Annotated in this window: 8 protein-coding genes; 6 read left to right on the top strand and 2 right to left on the bottom strand. The window is 54.0% G+C overall.

The window, feature by feature from the left end:
* Positions 1-130 precede the first annotated feature (130 nt).
* Together GSQ81_RS18290 and GSQ81_RS18285 are read left to right on the top strand one after the other, a co-directional pair.
* On the top strand, positions 131-544 hold the full coding sequence (locus GSQ81_RS18290; protein ID WP_158912044.1) for a hypothetical protein: 414 nt from the start codon (positions 131-133) through the stop codon (positions 542-544).
* A gap of 435 nt (positions 545-979) precedes the next feature.
* Positions 980-1,333, top strand: a complete 354-nt coding sequence (locus GSQ81_RS18285) for a hypothetical protein (RefSeq protein ID WP_158912043.1) — start codon at positions 980-982, stop codon at positions 1,331-1,333.
* Between the two features lie 17 nt (positions 1,334-1,350).
* Here GSQ81_RS18285 and GSQ81_RS18280 read toward each other — a convergent pair whose 3' ends face one another.
* Positions 1,351-2,313 (bottom strand): peptidoglycan-binding protein, encoded by a 963-nt coding sequence (locus tag GSQ81_RS18280; protein WP_158912042.1) that lies wholly within the window; start codon positions 2,311-2,313, stop codon positions 1,351-1,353.
* 529 nt (positions 2,314-2,842) lie between these two features.
* Between GSQ81_RS18280 and GSQ81_RS18275 the strand changes: the two genes are divergently transcribed.
* The 3 genes from GSQ81_RS18275 to GSQ81_RS18265 all read left to right on the top strand — a co-directional run bounded on the left by GSQ81_RS18275 (position 2,843) and on the right by GSQ81_RS18265 (position 15,089).
* Complete coding sequence (locus GSQ81_RS18275) at positions 2,843-13,621, top strand: SdrD B-like domain-containing protein (protein WP_158912041.1); 10,779 nt, start codon at positions 2,843-2,845, stop codon at positions 13,619-13,621.
* Positions 13,622-13,856: 235 nt separating this feature from the next.
* The gene (locus GSQ81_RS18270; protein ID WP_158912040.1) at positions 13,857-14,405 is read left to right on the top strand and encodes a hypothetical protein; all 549 of its coding nucleotides are present in this window, start codon (positions 13,857-13,859) and stop codon (positions 14,403-14,405) included.
* Positions 14,406-14,690: 285 nt separating this feature from the next.
* On the top strand, positions 14,691-15,089 hold the full coding sequence (locus tag GSQ81_RS18265; RefSeq protein WP_158912039.1) for a hypothetical protein: 399 nt from the start codon (positions 14,691-14,693) through the stop codon (positions 15,087-15,089).
* Positions 15,090-15,269: 180 nt separating this feature from the next.
* Here GSQ81_RS18265 and GSQ81_RS18260 read toward each other — a convergent pair whose 3' ends face one another.
* Positions 15,270-16,268, bottom strand: a complete 999-nt coding sequence (locus GSQ81_RS18260) for a hypothetical protein (protein ID WP_158912038.1) — start codon at positions 16,266-16,268, stop codon at positions 15,270-15,272.
* Positions 16,269-16,539: 271 nt separating this feature from the next.
* Between GSQ81_RS18260 and GSQ81_RS18255 the strand changes: the two genes are divergently transcribed.
* Entirely contained in the window at positions 16,540-18,096 is a 1,557-nt protein-coding gene (locus GSQ81_RS18255) for a triacylglycerol lipase (protein ID WP_216846479.1), read from the top strand.
* The last annotated feature ends 34 nt before the right edge of the window (positions 18,097-18,130 follow it).

Below are 18,130 nucleotides of genomic sequence, written 5' to 3'. Positions count from 1 at the left end.
ATTCAATCTGCAAATCTGTTGGAACTCGATGAGAATTCTACCCCGCCATCGTCTTCGTTGCTTTTTAGGATGAAAGAGTTCGGGAATTCCTGTAATTTTGCTGTGCCACCGCATTTGCCCCGGAGGAACTATGAAGAAATCTGGCTTGAGTATCTTCGTCTTTTGTTTTGCATTGGCGATATTCGCCGTCAATCTCGCCAGTGCCCAGCAACCACCGGCGCAAAAGCAGCCCGCCAGCGTCGCGGGCAAGTGGACTCTATACTGCAACGACCCGAATGGGTCGACCTCTTCGAAGTTCCTTGAGCTCCGGCAAAAGGGGAATGTGATTACCGGTCATTTCAAAGGACCGAATCAGTCAGGAGGACTGGAAGGCACCATCGATAATCAGCATCTCGTCATTCGCACCAAGACCCGCGGTATTCTGACATTTCGCGGGCGCGTAGACGGGCCGCGTGTCGATGGCGTCGTTCAGGGAAATGCCTTCAATGGTACTTTCCATGATCGAGGCGGGACTGGATCCTTCCAGGGGGTTCGATCGAACTAAGATCATTCCTGGCATTTGAGAATATGCAGTGGCGTCCGGAGCGCATTTGCTAATGACCAGCCTTCATTTTCCGAGCTATAAATGAGCCTTCCTCACCATCACGCCCTAAAAAGAAGACTGACTATGCAGAAGGTTCGTCAGGTTGCAGGATCTCGGTTGAGAATTTCTGAATCGCTTCAGAGAAACACAGCATAATTGGAAGCCATTCCTTCTGGCGGCCAGAGATAAATTACCTCGCTCCCCTAATCGGCCAGCGAATGGAAAGTCGATTACCATCTTGACAACGGCAGCACAATTCCCAATCAGGCAGGACATTACGCCTGCACAATCATTGTTGAGTATTCTGACAGGAGGCGCGATCTTGGCATCCGGGACGCCATTCCGCCAATCGATCGGTAGGCACATTCCAAACACACAGCAGAGGGTGGGGTAAACATGCGACGAGATACCATCAAAAGTGTATTTCTCGCAACAGCGCTTCTCACCGGACTTTATTGCAATCATCGTGCTGACTCTTTCGACCGGCAAGCACAAAGTCTTTCAGAGCAGATCGCCTCGATACGTCGTTTTTATATCCAGGATGAATCTGGAAGCGCCGCCGTCGACAGAGTTGTAGAGCCTTTGGAAGCGACCCGCCTCGCGCTGGTTCAGAAGAGCCAAGAGCTTAATCATTTGTTTATTTACGTGATCAGCAGTTTTCTGGGGCTTGCTGTGAGTGTAGCCGCCGATCTGCTCGGTCAGCATTTTCCCACCAATTCCAAGCCATCAGAACCTACAGATTTGAAGTGACTCCCGTCAGCCATAATTCATGCGGCGCTCACCAGCGCAATGCCGTATTGTGAAGACAACTCGTAATCCCTGCCATGAACCGAACCAGTGCCATTTGCGATGACTAGTTTGCGGGTGCGAACGTCTTCAACGTACTCTGGACGGCTGCTTTCAGCAACACGATTGGCAATGGCCTGCATTTTTACAATTTCACCGGTTAAATCAATATCACCGTGCGGCAGAGCGACGAAATCTGCCTTAATCAACATCTTCATCGCCGAATCGATTCCCCCGTTTTGTACGAGAATATCAAACATAAGAGCGACACTGCGCTCCGAATGCAGGTCGAATTCTTGAGCAAGCGCAAGAGCGTCGGAGTAGATTTGTGCAGAGTGATCCATCTGAATTTGTTGGTAAGAGCTGGTCCTGCCCAGAGTGAGAAGGTATCCTTTCCAGGGTTCAAAGATCTCAGCCTTATCCGGAGATTGAAGGCTGGACCACCAGGCAAGCTGCTCATCATGAGGGAGTGAAAGCGCGCTTGTGAAGTGTGCGAGATTGTCGTGGAAGATTTGTGTCATGGTTTGTGGATGATCCCGCAACATCTGCTCAAATAGCGGCTGGAGGGTATCCTGGCCGATATTCCACTGTAAGACGCCGAAACTGATACCTTCACCATCAAAATCCCCAGCGAGTCCAGTGAAACAATCAGGGAATCCGGCGGAGGTTTCGAAGGCACCCGTCAAAGCAAGGCATCTCTCTGCCAAGGGCCGCTGAAGGAGTTCGCTTTCCGGCTGCGGCACATTCGGAAAAAGAGCACTCCAGGTTTCGGAACCGACTATGCCGTCACACGGCAGACTGTATGTACTCTGAAATCGCTTAACACCACTTTCGACACCCCCACCGAAGATGCCATCGATCGGACCGGAATACAAATTAAGAGCTCTAAGCTTCTGCTCCAAGGCCCGTACGTGACCGCCGCACGATCCCAAACAAAGATCCATCGGATGCTCCTCTCACTACACTCTGTGGCTGCATGGTCAGCCAGCCTTCCTTCACTCATAGATTCCCAGCGCACTGATCGAAGCAGTCTCTTAACACGTTGCATGTATGGTTTGCTCCGTCCCTTGCCTCATCCGCTGGTAATGCGATTGCGGTTTCTGGAGTTCTCAAAACCGAATTATCGATCCTATACCTAAGAATGGAAAGAACTTTGGCGTTATTGAGCTCAATTTGATGGACTCTTGCGCGCGGCGACTCTGCCATGTAAGAATACGCGCCATCTCTTCTTGGGCTCCAGATTCAAATCAGAATTCGCAAATCAGCAGGGTAGATATCCAAATCTCCTTTAGGTTCCACCCTTTACTGAGTCAAAAATGCATATTAGCTGATTGTCAAGAAATGCCTCACTTCCCCCCAGCTGTGATTTCACGACCAGAAGAACTCACGCACGCCGTGAATTGAATTAAATTTTGATGAATCACAGAGAAAGCTGTGGCAGCCAGTAACGCTGTCCATTGAATCGAGGCACGCATGGCCAACTCACTTTTCGATATCACGACCTTCCAGGTTCAACTCCCCGAAACACTCGACCCGAGCTCCACGGTCGACATGAACGGATTGCGCTTTTACGGTGGACAGCAATGGAAGCAGTTAGCAGCGACCTATTCGTTTGGGTCCTCGACTTCGCCCACTTATGTGCTCATCGGGCTGGTTGGACCCACGTTCACGCCAATGCTGCTGGTCTACGGCTCGATAACGCTGAACACCAACAACAACGGGATCGACTTCACCAATTTCGTCGGATGGACGCTTGGCCTATACACCGTCGTAAACCAGCTCGCCGTGGGAACGACGCCCGCCGAGGTTTCCGGTGGGATGACGATTCAGCCACTTGATGGTGGTTTTTACACCGATTCGCTCGTCAATGCGGGGCAGCTCTTTACCATTCAGAGCTTCGCCAACGGAATGGTCACGACGACCGCGCCCAATGCGTTCACTTCCGGGCAGGACCTGCAATTTGGAAGTTTGGTGAACCCGAGCGGAGGCGTAAACAATGGCACCGGTTACATGGTCGCCGCCGTGAAGTCGCCTACGGAGTTCACGATCGCAGCGCTCGATAATTCCGACGTCTCAAAAGCCTCAGCCGGGGGTGGGACGGTGACAAGCGTTGCCAGCCCGAGCGACAGCGAGAACTGGGGTGCGCTGATCCCAAATGGGCAGCAGATGCAATTGTCGACGCCCAACCAGCTCTCGACGCAGAGCGTTTATCTTGGCTTTACACCGGCACGCATCTTGTTCACGCAAACTACCGACGCGGTCCCCGTCCCGCTCCTGCAATTCTCGGGTCTCCAGACAGTCGAATACAAGGGAGGCAACGTCAGCGCAGGATTGGGTTATCAGAGCGCGAACGACGCCCAGTATCTGCAGATCAACTATCTGGGGTACTACGTTTTCATCAACGCCAACAATGACGGCAACAATGAGGCTGTACTTACGGCGTCGCTCGGCTGTACACCGTCGGTCGGGCTCATCACCACAAACGGCATCTCCCAGGGAACGCTGACCATCGTCAACCAGAATCAACAAATACCTTTGGCTGACGGCGATTATGTTCACTTCGTCAATCTGATCATTCCACCCGCCGCAGATGGCAGCGCCCAGCTGCTCGACGTAGGACCGTCCTACCTAGTCGATAACGTTTTGGCAACCTCGGACACAACATTCCAGTTGATCGATGGGTACACGGGAGCGATCGGATACACGGACGTGGACGCATCGGCAGCAGCGCTGGTCAAAGAAATCTCGATCCTGCGATTCGAGCAGCAGACAACCAATGGCCAGCAGGGAACGGTCGTCGTGACCAAACAACTGCATTTCCTGAACCCTGGGGATGCCATTGTGTTCAGAGATCTCAACGTGACAGGGGGGAACTTCGATCAGACTCTGACTTATTACGTTACCGGTCTCTATTCGGATTCCACAGTAACGACAGGAACGGGGTTCTTCTTCGCTGCACAGCGCGGTGGCGTCTATACCCCACCTTCCACTCTCACACTTGGACCTGGCGGCCGCGTTACATTACCACTCGGGAAGTTATACGGATTTGATGTGGGGGGTGATGTAACGATAACTGCCTCATTTAATGGTGGTTACCAGAAAGGAAACTTTTCCCAGCCAACGGATTATACGATCGGAATCTCCGGTTCGCTGTCGATGAGCTATCTGCAAGAACAGGGAACGAGCGTCTCCGGAACGCTCTCGGCGAAAGGAAATTCAGATACTTCAGACGGGCTTGTCCTCCAATCGAAAGCTGGCGTCTTCACCATAGCAGCGGGCGCGTTCAATATCTCCGGATCGCTAAGCGTTTGGAGCAGCGCGACCGACACGGCGAAGGCCCAGGAAAAACTCGGTGTCAGCCTCTCGGGAATCTCAGGAGCGATGATCAGCTCGGATGGCGGTGTCGACACATGGGCGTTCAATGGATCGATTAATGTTACGGTTCCCAGTTGGAACTGGACTGGTACCGCCAACTTCGGGCATGGTGCGACAAATGGATTGACGCTCCTCGTTAATCCAGACGGTACACGCTTCGTTGAAGAGTTCGCTGTTTCGTTCGTGGCGGATCAAATCAAACCGCCTGCCCCCAGCTCGCCCAGCGACCAGCTTAGTTTTTCTGAGCGCATCAACATCATGGGTGCAAACATCAGCGTCGATTACAATCGCGATCCTAGTCAAACCGACGACTGGTCGCTTCTCATCGGTGGTGCGCTTACGGTTGCGATTGGTGACTCCACCCCTGACGCCAACGGCAACTGGCAATCGACGGTTGACGCTATCACCCTCGCGGCTTCCACGGGCGTCGAGCTTTCTGAAAATGGTGCCAAATTTCTGCCGGGGCGGTACGAGTTAGACGTCAACGGACCATTCAAGATCTTGGGCATGTTGAACGTTACCGCCCAAAGCCTCAAATTCATCTACCAGTCGGCTATTCAAGCGACAAACACAGACGAACAAATTCTTCTCTCCGGTGGCGTGGCATTGCCCGATCTCCGCAACGCGTCCATTCAGTTTGGCAACGACGGCGCATCCGGGGGGCTTGAGGTCGACATTACCACTGGGACCTGGCAGATCGATGGGTGGCGCATCACCGTTCCGTCTTTCAGTGCCGCCCAGCTGTTCCAACTTAAAAACTTCGTCCTCGGGTTCAGCAAGACGACCGACGCCAATGGCAACGCCGATTACACGATCCAGGCCGGGGGCCAGGTACAACTTCTCTCGGGCAGTTCGGCAGGACTAACCGTTGGCGTCCAGGTAACTTTTGAAGTGGATGACGGCAAATTGAAGATCGACGATATCGGCGCGTCGCTTCGAAATATGAATCCAGGCCTGCCTGTCCCTCCCGTCGACGGATTCCTGACGGACGTTGCATTCGACGTCGACGGTATTCCCGGCTCCATTTCCGCAGATCTCCTTTTTGGCGCTGTTTTCGGCGACAAGATAACCGTCGGAGGCAAAGAGTACTCCATGGTCCAGGTGCTTGTAAGCGGGCAATACAAGTACAAAGACATCAGCGTGACCGGGACCGTGCTGCTCGCCGGTGGAACTCTAGGGCAGATCACGGGCACGCTCGACTTTAACTGGGGCACCAGCGTTTATAGCGTTAATTTGCAAGGCAAGTTCTTCTACGACGCGATCGAGGCATCGGCAATCCTATACTTCTCTAGCACTCTCGATTACGGGCTGTTCTCCTGCAAGTTGGAGGTTCCCCCAAACATCCCGATCATCGGTGGGACCAGCGTCGCCGAAGCAGATGCGATGTATTTCGTTGATCACAGCTCAGGGGGCAAAAAATTCCTGGCCGCTTGGTTTGTGTTCCTTGGGCATTGGAAGTATGGGGTTGAGCGGGATCTGGTTGCAGACAAATGGGACCTGATTGGCACAAGCACCATCAATGGCCTCGCGGCCGATATCCCCAGTGGCACCGGCCCCAAAGCTAACAAGTACAACCTCGCTTACACGCCGGACAGCGATGGTGGCGATTCCTACGGGTTGATGAACGTCGTTTGGCAACAGCCCGACAGCGCCAACGACACCATCTTCATCGCGTCCGGCAGTAACAATGCGGTGCAGGTCTATGGTCCTGGAACGACACCGGACACCAACGGCTGGGTGGATGATTCTGCAGGCGGGGTGTCCTACATGGTGCTCGCGCCACAGTCCAGTCCCGGGAACGTTCTGATCCACGTTGCCCCGACGGCGTCGTTCACAGCGCCCGATGCGTCGTATGATGATCCCGATCTGTACATACAACTGCCGAGCGCCTCGCTCAACGTTGTGCTTACGTCCGACAATGTACAGATTGATCCGACTACAAGTTGGACGGGCTCTTTTTCCGCAGCCGCTCCGGAGCTTCAGGACGTCACAGTCACGCAGCCCGCGACGACTGCCAGCACGCCGGGGAGTGACCCCGTGACGGCAGACAACGCCACCATCAGCTTCCAGTGGCGCGGACTCGATCCGGATACAACAGACGTCAGCTTGTACTACGACTACAACACCTCCGGTTACAACGGGACCTACATCTCAACGATCAGCGGCAGTGACCTGACAGTCTCCGTTCCAGACGGTGATGGGTGGATAGCTGTCACGGCGGCATGGGACATCGGCGATCTAGAGCCAGCCAAGCCGCTGAATGTCTACGCGGTGATCAAGGACGCGGGACACGCTGCGTCAAAATCCGATTACACCACCAGCCAGGTGACACCAGTAGCCGCGGCGCAGATTCAGGTGTCTTACACCGGTGGAACCACAGTTTCATCGACCGAGCTTGAAGACCTTCTGCTTCAGGTAACGCCTGTAAAGTTGGCCGATGTCACTTCGATCGCTGCGGGAGTTGTGTCGGTCACCGACGCCACCGACATCAACGCTGGCGATATGTTCATGTTCAGCGGGCTGTCATCGCCAGTGGGTGTTCAGAACACCATGCCTTATTACATCCTCACGGTCAGCGGTGAGACATTCACTTTCTCCAATGTTGCCGCAGGTGCACCGCTCAACGAAGCCAGTGCAGGGCAGGGTAGTGCGTATGTTGATCAAGACGTGCCGACAATCTATGGCACGAACAGCAGTGGCGTCGTCTGGCCGCATGTGGATGTGAACCAGCCGTACCGGTTCTTGATGCCCCCGGCGCGCACTGTGTTCGCTGCGGCTCCTGCGTCTGGACAGGAAGTGTCAAACTTCGGTGAGCTCGTTCAGTACAACACCTTTGTCGGCAATAACCAGTTGTTGCGGATGATCTATCAGTTCAAAGTGCTCGCCGCGATCGCCGGGCGGGTCTACAGCGACCTGTTGGACAACGGTCAACTCAACTCGATGGACACGGGCCTGGCGGGCGCCACAGTCTACCTCGACGACAACAACAACAATGTGCTCGATCCCGGAGAGGACTTTGTCGTCACTGGTCCGGACGGAAACTTCCTCTTCGTCCACGAATGGGCCGCCACCGACGCGCCGACCACAACCTACACCACCTGGGTGAAGGTCATTCCACCAGCCGGTTGGAAGGTCACCTCGTCGCCGAGTGTTCCTGCGGCTGGCATCACTTTTACCAATGACGGCATCGAGCAGGCAACGCTGACCTACTACAACTTCATGATTGCCTCCCCGGTCACGCTCAGCGGAATCGTCTACGCTGACACGGACAACGACGGCGTGCGCGATCCTGGCGAAAAAGGTTTGCCGAATGTAGCTGTCAGTGTAGTGGCACCGAGCGGAGCAACCACTGCAGCGACGACAGATGCAACCGGTACGTGGCAGGCGACTACCTACGAGCGTGGGACGTACAACGTCAGCGTTAATCTGCCATCTGGTGGTACGTTTACTACGGCAACGTCAACGTTGTTTACAGCCGACGCCGCCACGACGCTCCTCCTGCAAAACGGTACGAACAACAGCGGGCCTTACGCGCAGAACGGTCTCGCCTCCCATTGGAACCCGGCGACCAACAGCTACTCGGTGTGGCTCGCGGTACTTGCGACGCAAACTGTAGATGACACGCCGCGTATTGACTTCGGGAATATTGGGAGCAGCCCGAGCGGTACCGTAGGCGTCGTCAATACATTTCTTGTCGATGAAGTCATTTCTCGTTTCGATGCGTTCATCGGCGTTTGGTCCGGCGGCGGCGCTCCGAGTCTCGCGGTAACGTACATTATCGGAGAAGACGGTGGTGGCACGGGCACGGAACTCGCAGTCACGCCGTCGACCAACGAGGGTCCCATGCTGTTCCCTTGTAGCGGAGGGCCGCTCAATGCATTGTATGCGCTCTCATATAACCCCTCCCAACCGGACTATTCCACCGTCGCCTCGATCGACAACACTGGACAAGTTACGCTATGGACCTTCGATCCATCCAAAATCGGAGGCGGATATGGCGGCGCCGCATTTTCGCCTGGCGCACAGACCTTCAAGCTGACCCAGGGTACGCCTGTCAAAATGGTCGGTTTCAATAAGGCCGGAAGCGATCACTTTCAGTCCCAGGATTTGGCTGTTGTCTATCTCAACGCCAACGGCGTACTCGCGTTGGCAGAATTAAACCACGCGACCAACGACATCACGACATACGCCATTGGTGGCCGCATCTTTGTTGACATGATCGCCGGCGATTTCGACGGTAATGGTCATGAGGACATCGCAGTCCTCACAGCCGACACCGCCTCCCAGCAGTATTATCTCAACGTGTTGCTTTCGCAGGATGACGGCTCGACCGATCTCGTGCCTTACGTCGGCAACGATCTGGCTATCGCCGCCGACGGTACGCCACAGACATCATTGTCGTCGATTCGCGTTAAGGGCGACGAACAGGTACTGCTCTGGAATACCCAGGCGACTAATGGTTCAACGTCGTACATTACCGCTGCTCTTGTGACCGGCGGCCAGATGCGGGTATCGTCGGGCCCTGCTTCCTTGAGCGGTCGCATCGTCGCTATCAGCGCCGCCGGTGTTGGCACGCCCGCGACATTTGCCACTTACTCCGCGGAGATGTCGGCTGACTACACTGTGCCTGTGGCAATAGGCACGGTGCAGGTGAACGCTGACGGCATGATCGCCATCAGCGACGATCTAACAGTGTACGGAGGTTTGTTCAGCGGGTTCGACATCGGCATTACCGGCGTCACCCCGCCCACGTCTAATGTTACGAGCGGAATCGTCTACAACGATGCCAATTCCAATGGAATCCACGACCCCGGCGAAACAGGTTTGTCGGGCATGACCGTGCGCCTAATCGAGCCGAGCAATGCGACCCAAACCACTGTCACCAGTGATGGCAGCAACGGTCATCCGGTTGGCAGCTATTCATTCGAGAACGTCCCAACGGGAGCCTACATTCAGGTGACCTTACCACCCGGCACATGGACGGCCCAAAACCCCCCACCAGGGGTGTCGACAAATGCGAATGGCTCTGACGGAATCGTAACAGGCGTCGCATTCTCAGACGGGCAAGTAATCGAGACCATCGGCTTTACGGACGGGACTGACAATGAGTACAGTGCCACTATCAAGTCAGCCGACCTACAGGCCACTGGGCAGGAAAACCTCGTCGTCCGCACGTCATCGGCGCTGTTCGTACAGCGGTTCCAACCCGACGGTACATCGGTATTCGACCGATATAGTGTCAGCAGCCCGGCGGCATATCTCCGCCCTGAGGTATATCTGGAAGATCTCACCGGGAACGGGCGCATCGATATCGTCACCTCCGGTCAATCAGGCATCGACGTTTTCATCAATATCGGTCTCGGCGAGTTCCAGCCATTTACGGGACTGCTTGCCGCAATGTTCAACAATTCGCCAAATGGCGCGTACACGCCAGGGCGAGTTTTTGCTGGCGATCTCAATTCGGGCATCATTTCCGCTAAGACTTATACGCACACACTCAATTTCGGTAACAACAACGAGGACATCGATGTAAATGGCGTGACGTTCCAGGCCGCACTGCCGACCGGGGACTTTTACTCTCTTCAAGCCGTAGATCCCCGCAGTGGCGTAACGGGAGATATGGCTCCGGCCTTCGGCCCTTCTGGTGGTCTCATTGGAAATTTTGCCACCATCGCAGAGACGGCCTATCAGAGCCCTGTCAGCGTCAATGGAACGGAGCAACTCACGCTCATCGGCCTGACTCCTGGCATGACCTACTCAACCACCTTCTATACCGTTGCGGACGCGCTTGGGCTGCCCCTCGGTCAGATAGTTGTCGATAGCATAGGCGGATCGCTAACGTTCGATGCGAACATCGGTGGAAACCGAAGTGGCTATATGTTCTCGCGCACGTTCGTCGCGACCAGCGACTCGATCGTTTTCACTTTTTTTGCTCAGGTTGCCAGCAGCAGCTTTTACCTGATCGCGCTGACCAACGAACTTGTCACCATCGCACCTTACGTATCCGGCAACCTGAGCGGCGATGTGGATTCCAGTATCGTCTCGGGCAAGACGTACACGCATGCGCTCAATTTTGCGAGTACGGCGCCACTCGCGATCAACGGTGTGGACTTCACTCCGGCCGGCTCGTCCGGCTCAAACTGGCAACTCGTTGCGTATGATTCGTCGACGGGCGCTCAGTCGCCGATGCAAACTTCCTGTAATTTTAAGAACAATCTGACCGGCAATTTAAACATAGCGACCTCAGACTTCTACTACTCGGAATCGCCAACCTGGGAGGAGCAGCTTACGCTCTCGGGACTAACGCCGGGCGTGACATACAAGACGACATTTTACAGTGCCGGTTTTTACGCAGCGGGCCAAGGGCAACAAATGGTCAGCGACAGCTATGGTGGAAACTCGATCTTCGATCAGGACGCCGGGGGTGTCGGAAACGGGACAGTACTCACCATGACTTTTGTGGCCACAAGCGATTCGATTACATTCACGTTCTCGCCCTCGTCTGCAACAAAGAACAGCTTCAATCAGTTCGCACTGACAAATGAAGTAGTAGTGAATATGGAGTACAGCGCCGCGGCCACGTTCACCGACGATGATGATTCGGGAATCGGGGGCGACTTCTACACCCACGCACTTAACTTCAACGCTGCGGCTCCAATCACCGTTGAAGACGTCACGTTTACGGCGGCTGGCCAGAGTGGACCAAATTGGTCGCTCCACGGTTTCGATTCAGATACCCTCGCCACGCCCGCAATGTTGACCTATACGGGCTTCGACAACGATCTGACAGGCGAGGTGAACTCTCTCGCTTCCAACTTTTTCTACTCTCCGGTTAATGGCGAGCAACTTACGCTAACCGGATTGGCGGTAGGTGCGACGTATGTCACGACCTGGTATGGCGTCGGTTTCCAGGACGGCATTCAACGCGCGCAGTACATCACCGATAGTCTCGGCGGCTCGACGGTCATCGACGAGAACCTTTTCGGCGCAGGTAAAGGCGTCACTTTCAGTCGGACCTTCACCGCCGCAAATGACTCGATCATCTTCACAATCATGAGCGTTGATCCGAACACCACCTTCCATCAATATGCCGTGACGAATCAACTTGTGGTTTCCGGTACTTATGGTTCCGGCGAATTGATCAGTGACGCGGGTTCAGGTATCACTTCCAGCAAGACGTATACGCACGCGCTCAACTGGGAGGGTCCCGGGCCCATGACGGTCAACGATGTCCAGTTTGAGGGGGCGGGTAGGTCAGGATCGAACTACTCGTTGGTGACGATCGATCCTCACACGGTGGTTGGATCAGAGATCGACTATTTCCTGAACCAGGAAAACAACGTTAGTGGCGAACTCAACACGATACTCTCCACCGGTTACGTCGGCACGGCCAAAGTTGTGCTCAGCGGATTGACGCCGGGTACAACCTACGCGACTACGTTTTACGGGGTCGGAGACGGTGCTCCCGGTGAACGTTTGCAGACGATCTCAGATAGCGAAGGCGGTGTTTACCAGTTCGACGAAAACACGTTTGGGAACGCAAATGGCTTCTATGTGAACTACACTTACACCGCCAGCAGCGATTCCATCACCTTCTATATCGTCGCCGACAACCCACAAAATGTATTTCTCCAGGGCGCATTGACGAACGAGGTTGTGCCGCCATCCCACCAGTCACTAAACGTTTGTGGGACTGAAATTGCTGTCATTCCCGCAACCAGCGGTTCTTCGGCAAAGATATACGCCGCCCAACAGAACACGCAGACGGTGTTTGAAATGGCATGGGAGAACGCTACCGCCACCCTCGGGCACACCGGTCGGTTCTTTTTGATCGATCGGCTCGTGACACGTCTGGTAGTGGGCAGCGTCGCCAATGAGGGCGAACTCGATTTGGTCATCTTCGAGAATTCCAACGACCCGAACTCCCCAGACCTTCCTCCGGGCAGTCCTTACAACCAGAAGCTCTGGTTATTTACCCCAGACAATCTCTATGCCACGGGTACTTCACTGAACGACTTCGGCACCAATACTTACTCTGCCCAAATCGACCTGCTGTTGGCGCCTTTGTTCACGGGTGTTCAAACAGTTGTCTTTATGGGCATAGCGGGCAACGCGACTGACGTCGTCACCTACCGCGCCGGAAGCGGGATCCTCACCACATCGGTGCCCAACTGCGTAGGGTTCTCGCTTGGAGCTGGTCAGTTTGTTCCGGGCAGCCGTTCGCCCAATATCCTGATCGCCGGCGGCAATACGATTGCGGTGTTGGAGCCCGGCACCGATTCGAATGATGTTGACAACCCTGACAGCCCTGACCCTACCCTGCCGCTTGTCGTTCTGGGAACAATGTACACGCCGGACAGTTTGAATGCCGCCGGCGTCGGCGCCTCAATTACGACACATTCGGATGATCTAATGATGGTCGAATATGATGAGACTACTGGCTTTGCGGTCGCCCCACATTTCAATATTACCGGCGGATATCTGGTTTCAGGCGATGCGGGCGGTGGGCTGTATGACTTTCCCGTCGTCATCCCCGGCTCCAACGGAGGGACGATATGTGGTAATGTCTTCAATGATCTTGCTGGAAACGGAACGTGGAACCCGACCTATTCCGGTGCCTCCGGTGACATTACCCTTTATCTGGACTTGAACAACAACGGCCAATTAGACCCTGCCGAGCCTTTCGCGTTCCCCGACAGGGACGGAAACTACCAGTTCAGTCAGTTATTGCCGCGGGCGTACTCGGTCTGCATTCAAGTTGGCCCTGGCTACACCCTAACAACACCTGTATCCGTCGAAGTGATAATCACGGCCGTACCAGGTGCCCAAGTGACCGGCGTCGACTTCGGTGTAAAAGCCAAAGATTTCGAGAGCTGATTTAATCGTGTTCAATCAAGCGGACCTAATAATGCCAAATATCAGTTCATTGCTTTACGGGACGGAGTAAGGAGTTGCTAACACGGGATCGCTAAGAAGGGATAGAGGGGCATCCATCATTTGGAAACTCGTGTTGCTTCCTATCCTCCCGTGGCGCTCATGCATAATGCGTCAAGCAAAAACCCGCTCTTGCTTGTGGCTTTACTGAATATGTTTTCTAACAGGAGACTTCACAATGAAAGTTCAAAATCGCAACCTTTATCGGCTCGGTATGATACTCGTCTTATTCTCGGTCACGGCGTGCATCATGGGCTGCAGCGCTCCCTCCTTTCTTACCGACCTGGAAATGATTGTCCCTATCGCAGGTAGCGCGGTGGCTGGGCTTCTAGCGCTTCTTTCCAGCGTGACCGGATCTGGCGCCTCCGCAGCTGCTTCGATTCAGTCAATTGTGACAAAGGTCGACGGCGAATTCACTGACTTGAATCAACTCATCGCTAGCTACAAGACCAATCCAGCGGATAGCACTCTCGAAAACATTGAGGTTGCGGTGAATGAGGTCGTCACTGATCTTAAGCAAATCCTCGATATCGCGGGCTTGCCTGATACTACTTCAACCAAGGTCAACGCGGTGGTGCAAGAGGTGGTGGGTCAGCTCGAAGCAATGCTTTCGGTGATCCCGGTATTAAAAAGCTCGACCGCCGGCCAGACGCTGACACAGGTAGTTAAGCCTGTTGCGGCTGCAACCTTCAAGGCAAATATTCACGGGATACTCGGCGCGAAGTAACGTAGCGCTGTTCATTAACCAGCGCTGGGACTGGGGAGGCAGGTTCTGCGCCATTTCCGGCTGCCTGAATATGTTCGCGACTAGATGGGGTGTCCCCGCCTCCCTGCTCAGGATGTTTTAGAGGCAAAAAATACGTCTAGAAAGAAAAGGAGAACCAAATCTGTTCGGAAGTCGGATCCGCCCGGTCCCACAATGCGGTATCACAAGATGAGGGACGTCTTAACCGTTTTTGCTGTATTCTTGCGGTGAAAATTTATTTGAATCTACCATCAAAAGGGGAACACCATGGGTTTTGGATTTCATAGTGTCGAAGAAGCTTTTGCGAGCGTAGCAAAAGACGTCGTTAAGACTGCCAATGTGTTTTCGCTGGTCGCGTCTCGTATTGGTAAGGATGCGCCCGAGATAGAGGCGCTCACTGGAGCGATTTATCCTCCTGCAGTCCTCATGGAGCGTGCTGCTTTCGGACTGTTGGGTATTGCGGCGAACGCTGCGGATGGCATCGAAGATGCGTCGAAGGCGCATGGTCTCAACATCACGTTGGATCAACAATCGATTGCTGAATTGAAAGAGATCGCGGCTTATCTCAAAACACGAGTAGGGCCATTGGGTGATTTGCCGTCGATCGATGGTCAGACGACGACAGACAATGTCGCACAACCGATAGCCACAGCCAAGCCAGCGTAACCTCTTGCTCTCCTCGCCGACGATCCGCGTCGCGTAAATTCGTGAAAAGATGAAAACGCCAATGGCAGAGGGTGTTGATCGTCTGACGAGGTTGAAAGATCGTAAATTATCAGTAAGGGCAAAGCGTGGCAATCTGTTGTCCCAGGCAAACAACTTAGTCCTCCACCAAATCCGCCTGCTTTAGGTTGCATCTTTCGAGCCTTCTGTTGAACTCTTCTCCTGCGGTTTGATCGTGGAACGGACTTCCATGAATTGGTTAAGGAGATCAAACCAGAATGGTGCGCCTAAACTTGTTGCGATCGCTGTCAAAATCCATCCAAATAAAGTCACAGAGAATAACCAAAGTGAGAAGTCTTCGGAAGTCGATTTTTTCTCTGTGTTGATCGAGAACGCTTCCCAAGGCCAATGTTGAGCATCCCAACCTAGGGGTAAACCTACAGATGCCAGGTCGCCAAGATCTGTGCGAATCTCTTTCGCTGAAGGCGAAGGCGTTTGGGTAGCGTATTTTTGGGCAGCGTTTGTTACGTAAGCGCGTGCCGCTGGAGTACTCCATAACGTTCGTGCAACTCCAATCGCATTGATATTGAGCACCACCGCTAACGTGAGACCTATGGCGAATAGCATTCTCTGGGTGCGTTGCTTGTACCAGCCCGATACGCGATCCATCGCGTCGTTATACCAGTTCTCAAACGCCCTCCGGGTCCTAACAGCATCCCCTTGGGCCTCGGTTACCAGAGTTCGGAGCGCTTCCTTCACGCGAGAGTCGGGCAACGCATTAAGATCCTGCAACATGCCTTCAAGACTTGGCGGGATATCGTGAGATCTGAACAAGAGATCGAACAATGCGCTCGCGAAGGTGCGCGCCGGAATGTAAGAAGGCAGTGAACCCTTGGCTGAGGAGACAGAAAGCGACTGACCCGAACCGCTGAGATATAGGCTCTGAATTAGACCATGCTCATAGAGAAGCTCAACAAGAGGTTTTAGTGTCGTACTGCCATCCTTTCCTTGCACTTGCATCGTGCCTTCCGTGAACAGGCTCGTTATTCCTTTCTCAAGTGTCGAAGCTCTCGTGCCAAGAAAGTCCGCTATGATCTCGTTGACAGCCGTGCATAGCAAGCTGACGAGAAGAAATACGAGCGCCATGCCAATGGCAACCTCGAGCGTTGTGGAATTCAACATGTGGCGTCTTCTCCAAAGGACAAATTTCCGTGCTTCTGTTCGCAAAGTCTCTACATTCGATCTCAGCAAAAAGCGTGAATCAACGGGTAGGATAACGCAGTATTTTCCTCCTTATTGGGAGAAGTTCACTATTATTCGCGCGCTCCGTACGTCATAATTTAAGGCACTTCGCACTATAAATTCTCAACCAAAATTCTTGCACCGTCCTTTTAAACCAGATACCCTTTAGCTCCCAATCCATCCTCTATTTTTTGCGTCGCCGGAGTTGTCAATGAGCATCGAGCAGTACTTCAAAAACCTTCTTCACCGCAACGACAATGATCCGGCGGCCCCAATCATACTCCCGCCCCTTTCAGCCACTCCGATGATCGCCGGCCGCGTTCTTCTCATCCACGGTTATTCCGCGAACTGGACAGGCTTCATTCCCTGGAACGATGCCCTCACCGCTGCCGGTGTAGACACTACTCCAATCGCCATTGGCAACTACGTCACCCTTAATAACGAAGTCACCATCAAGGATCTCGGCGAGGCTTTCGACCGTGCACTCCAATTTACCCCCTGGAGCACTGGAACGAACGATGACACCTTCACCTTCGATGCCATTGTCCATTCAACTGGAATGCTTGTTGTACGCCAGTGGCTCACCAACGACCCTTACCATCCAACTGATCCTCGGAGCCGCATTCGTCGCCTGAAGCATCTAGTAGGTCTAGCGCCGGCGACTTTCGGTTCACCCCAGGCAAAACAGGGGCGTAGTTGGCTCGGTGCTCTCGTCAAAGGCAACAAGGACCTTGGCCCCGACTTCCTTAATGCCGGCGACCAGGTTCTGCTCGGTCTCGAACTCGCTAGCAGCTACACCTGGAACCTTGCCCACAAGGACATGCTCATCGACCCTCCGATGTACCAAACCGGTTCGGACACACCATACGTCACCGTTTTTATCGGGAATATAGGCTACACCGGGATCTCTGCCGCAGCCAATTCGCCGGGCTCTGACGGGACGGTGCGCTGGGCCGGCTGCGCTCTCAACACTCGCAAGATTTCTTTCGATCTCCGCCGTTCACCACGTCTCATTGATGCCACAGGGAAATCCACTCGCTGCATCATAAGTCCTTGGGCAGAAGGACGCATCGCAGTTCCCATGATCGCCGTCGACGACAAAAATCACGGCACTATCATCTCCGCTCCTGACCCCGACGTCCGCGATTTCATCGTCCGCTTCCTTCATCTCTCCAATGCAGAAGACTACGCCGCCTGGGAGGCCGCCGCTCTCAACTTCGGTCAGCCCTCGCTGGAAAAGATGAACACGGAGAGCATGTCCGGTACAAGCGGTGGCGCAGGCTGGCAGCAACTGGTCATCCATATGGTTGACGATCACGGCGACGGTGTTCCTGACTTCAACTTTCAGCTCTTTATCGGTGATGACCTCACCCAATCCGATGACCCAAGCTTTCCATCTGTACCCCTCATCGCCGATGCATACACGGGTGACAATAGTTATCGTTGCTTCTATATCCGCATAAATCCCGAAATGCTTACCCTTAATGCTCCCGGCAACTGCTCAAAGAAAATGTGGATTGAGCTCATCGCGTCCAGCGGCTCAGACCTCATTCAGTACAATGCCTATCCTGGCGACGACAACTCGGCCCAATCACTCACCGTCGATCACAGCGGCGGTTCCCCCGTAAAATTCGATATTACGAATCTCACTCACGGCGGATCTCTCCTTTATCCCTACACCACGACTCTGCTTGAAGTTTTCGTTCAGCGTGAACCAACGCCCCTCGGGAAGGTCAGTACAATCTTTACTTTCCCACAGATCGTATGAACCGGAGGCCGAGGAGCCCAATGGTTTGAGTTGT

Source organism: Granulicella sp. L56 (assembly GCF_009765835.1).
Taxonomy (GTDB): Bacteria; Acidobacteriota; Terriglobia; order Terriglobales; family Acidobacteriaceae; genus Edaphobacter.
Note: the sequence above shows the minus strand (reverse complement) of the source record. Positions and strands in the feature narration are given on the sequence as shown.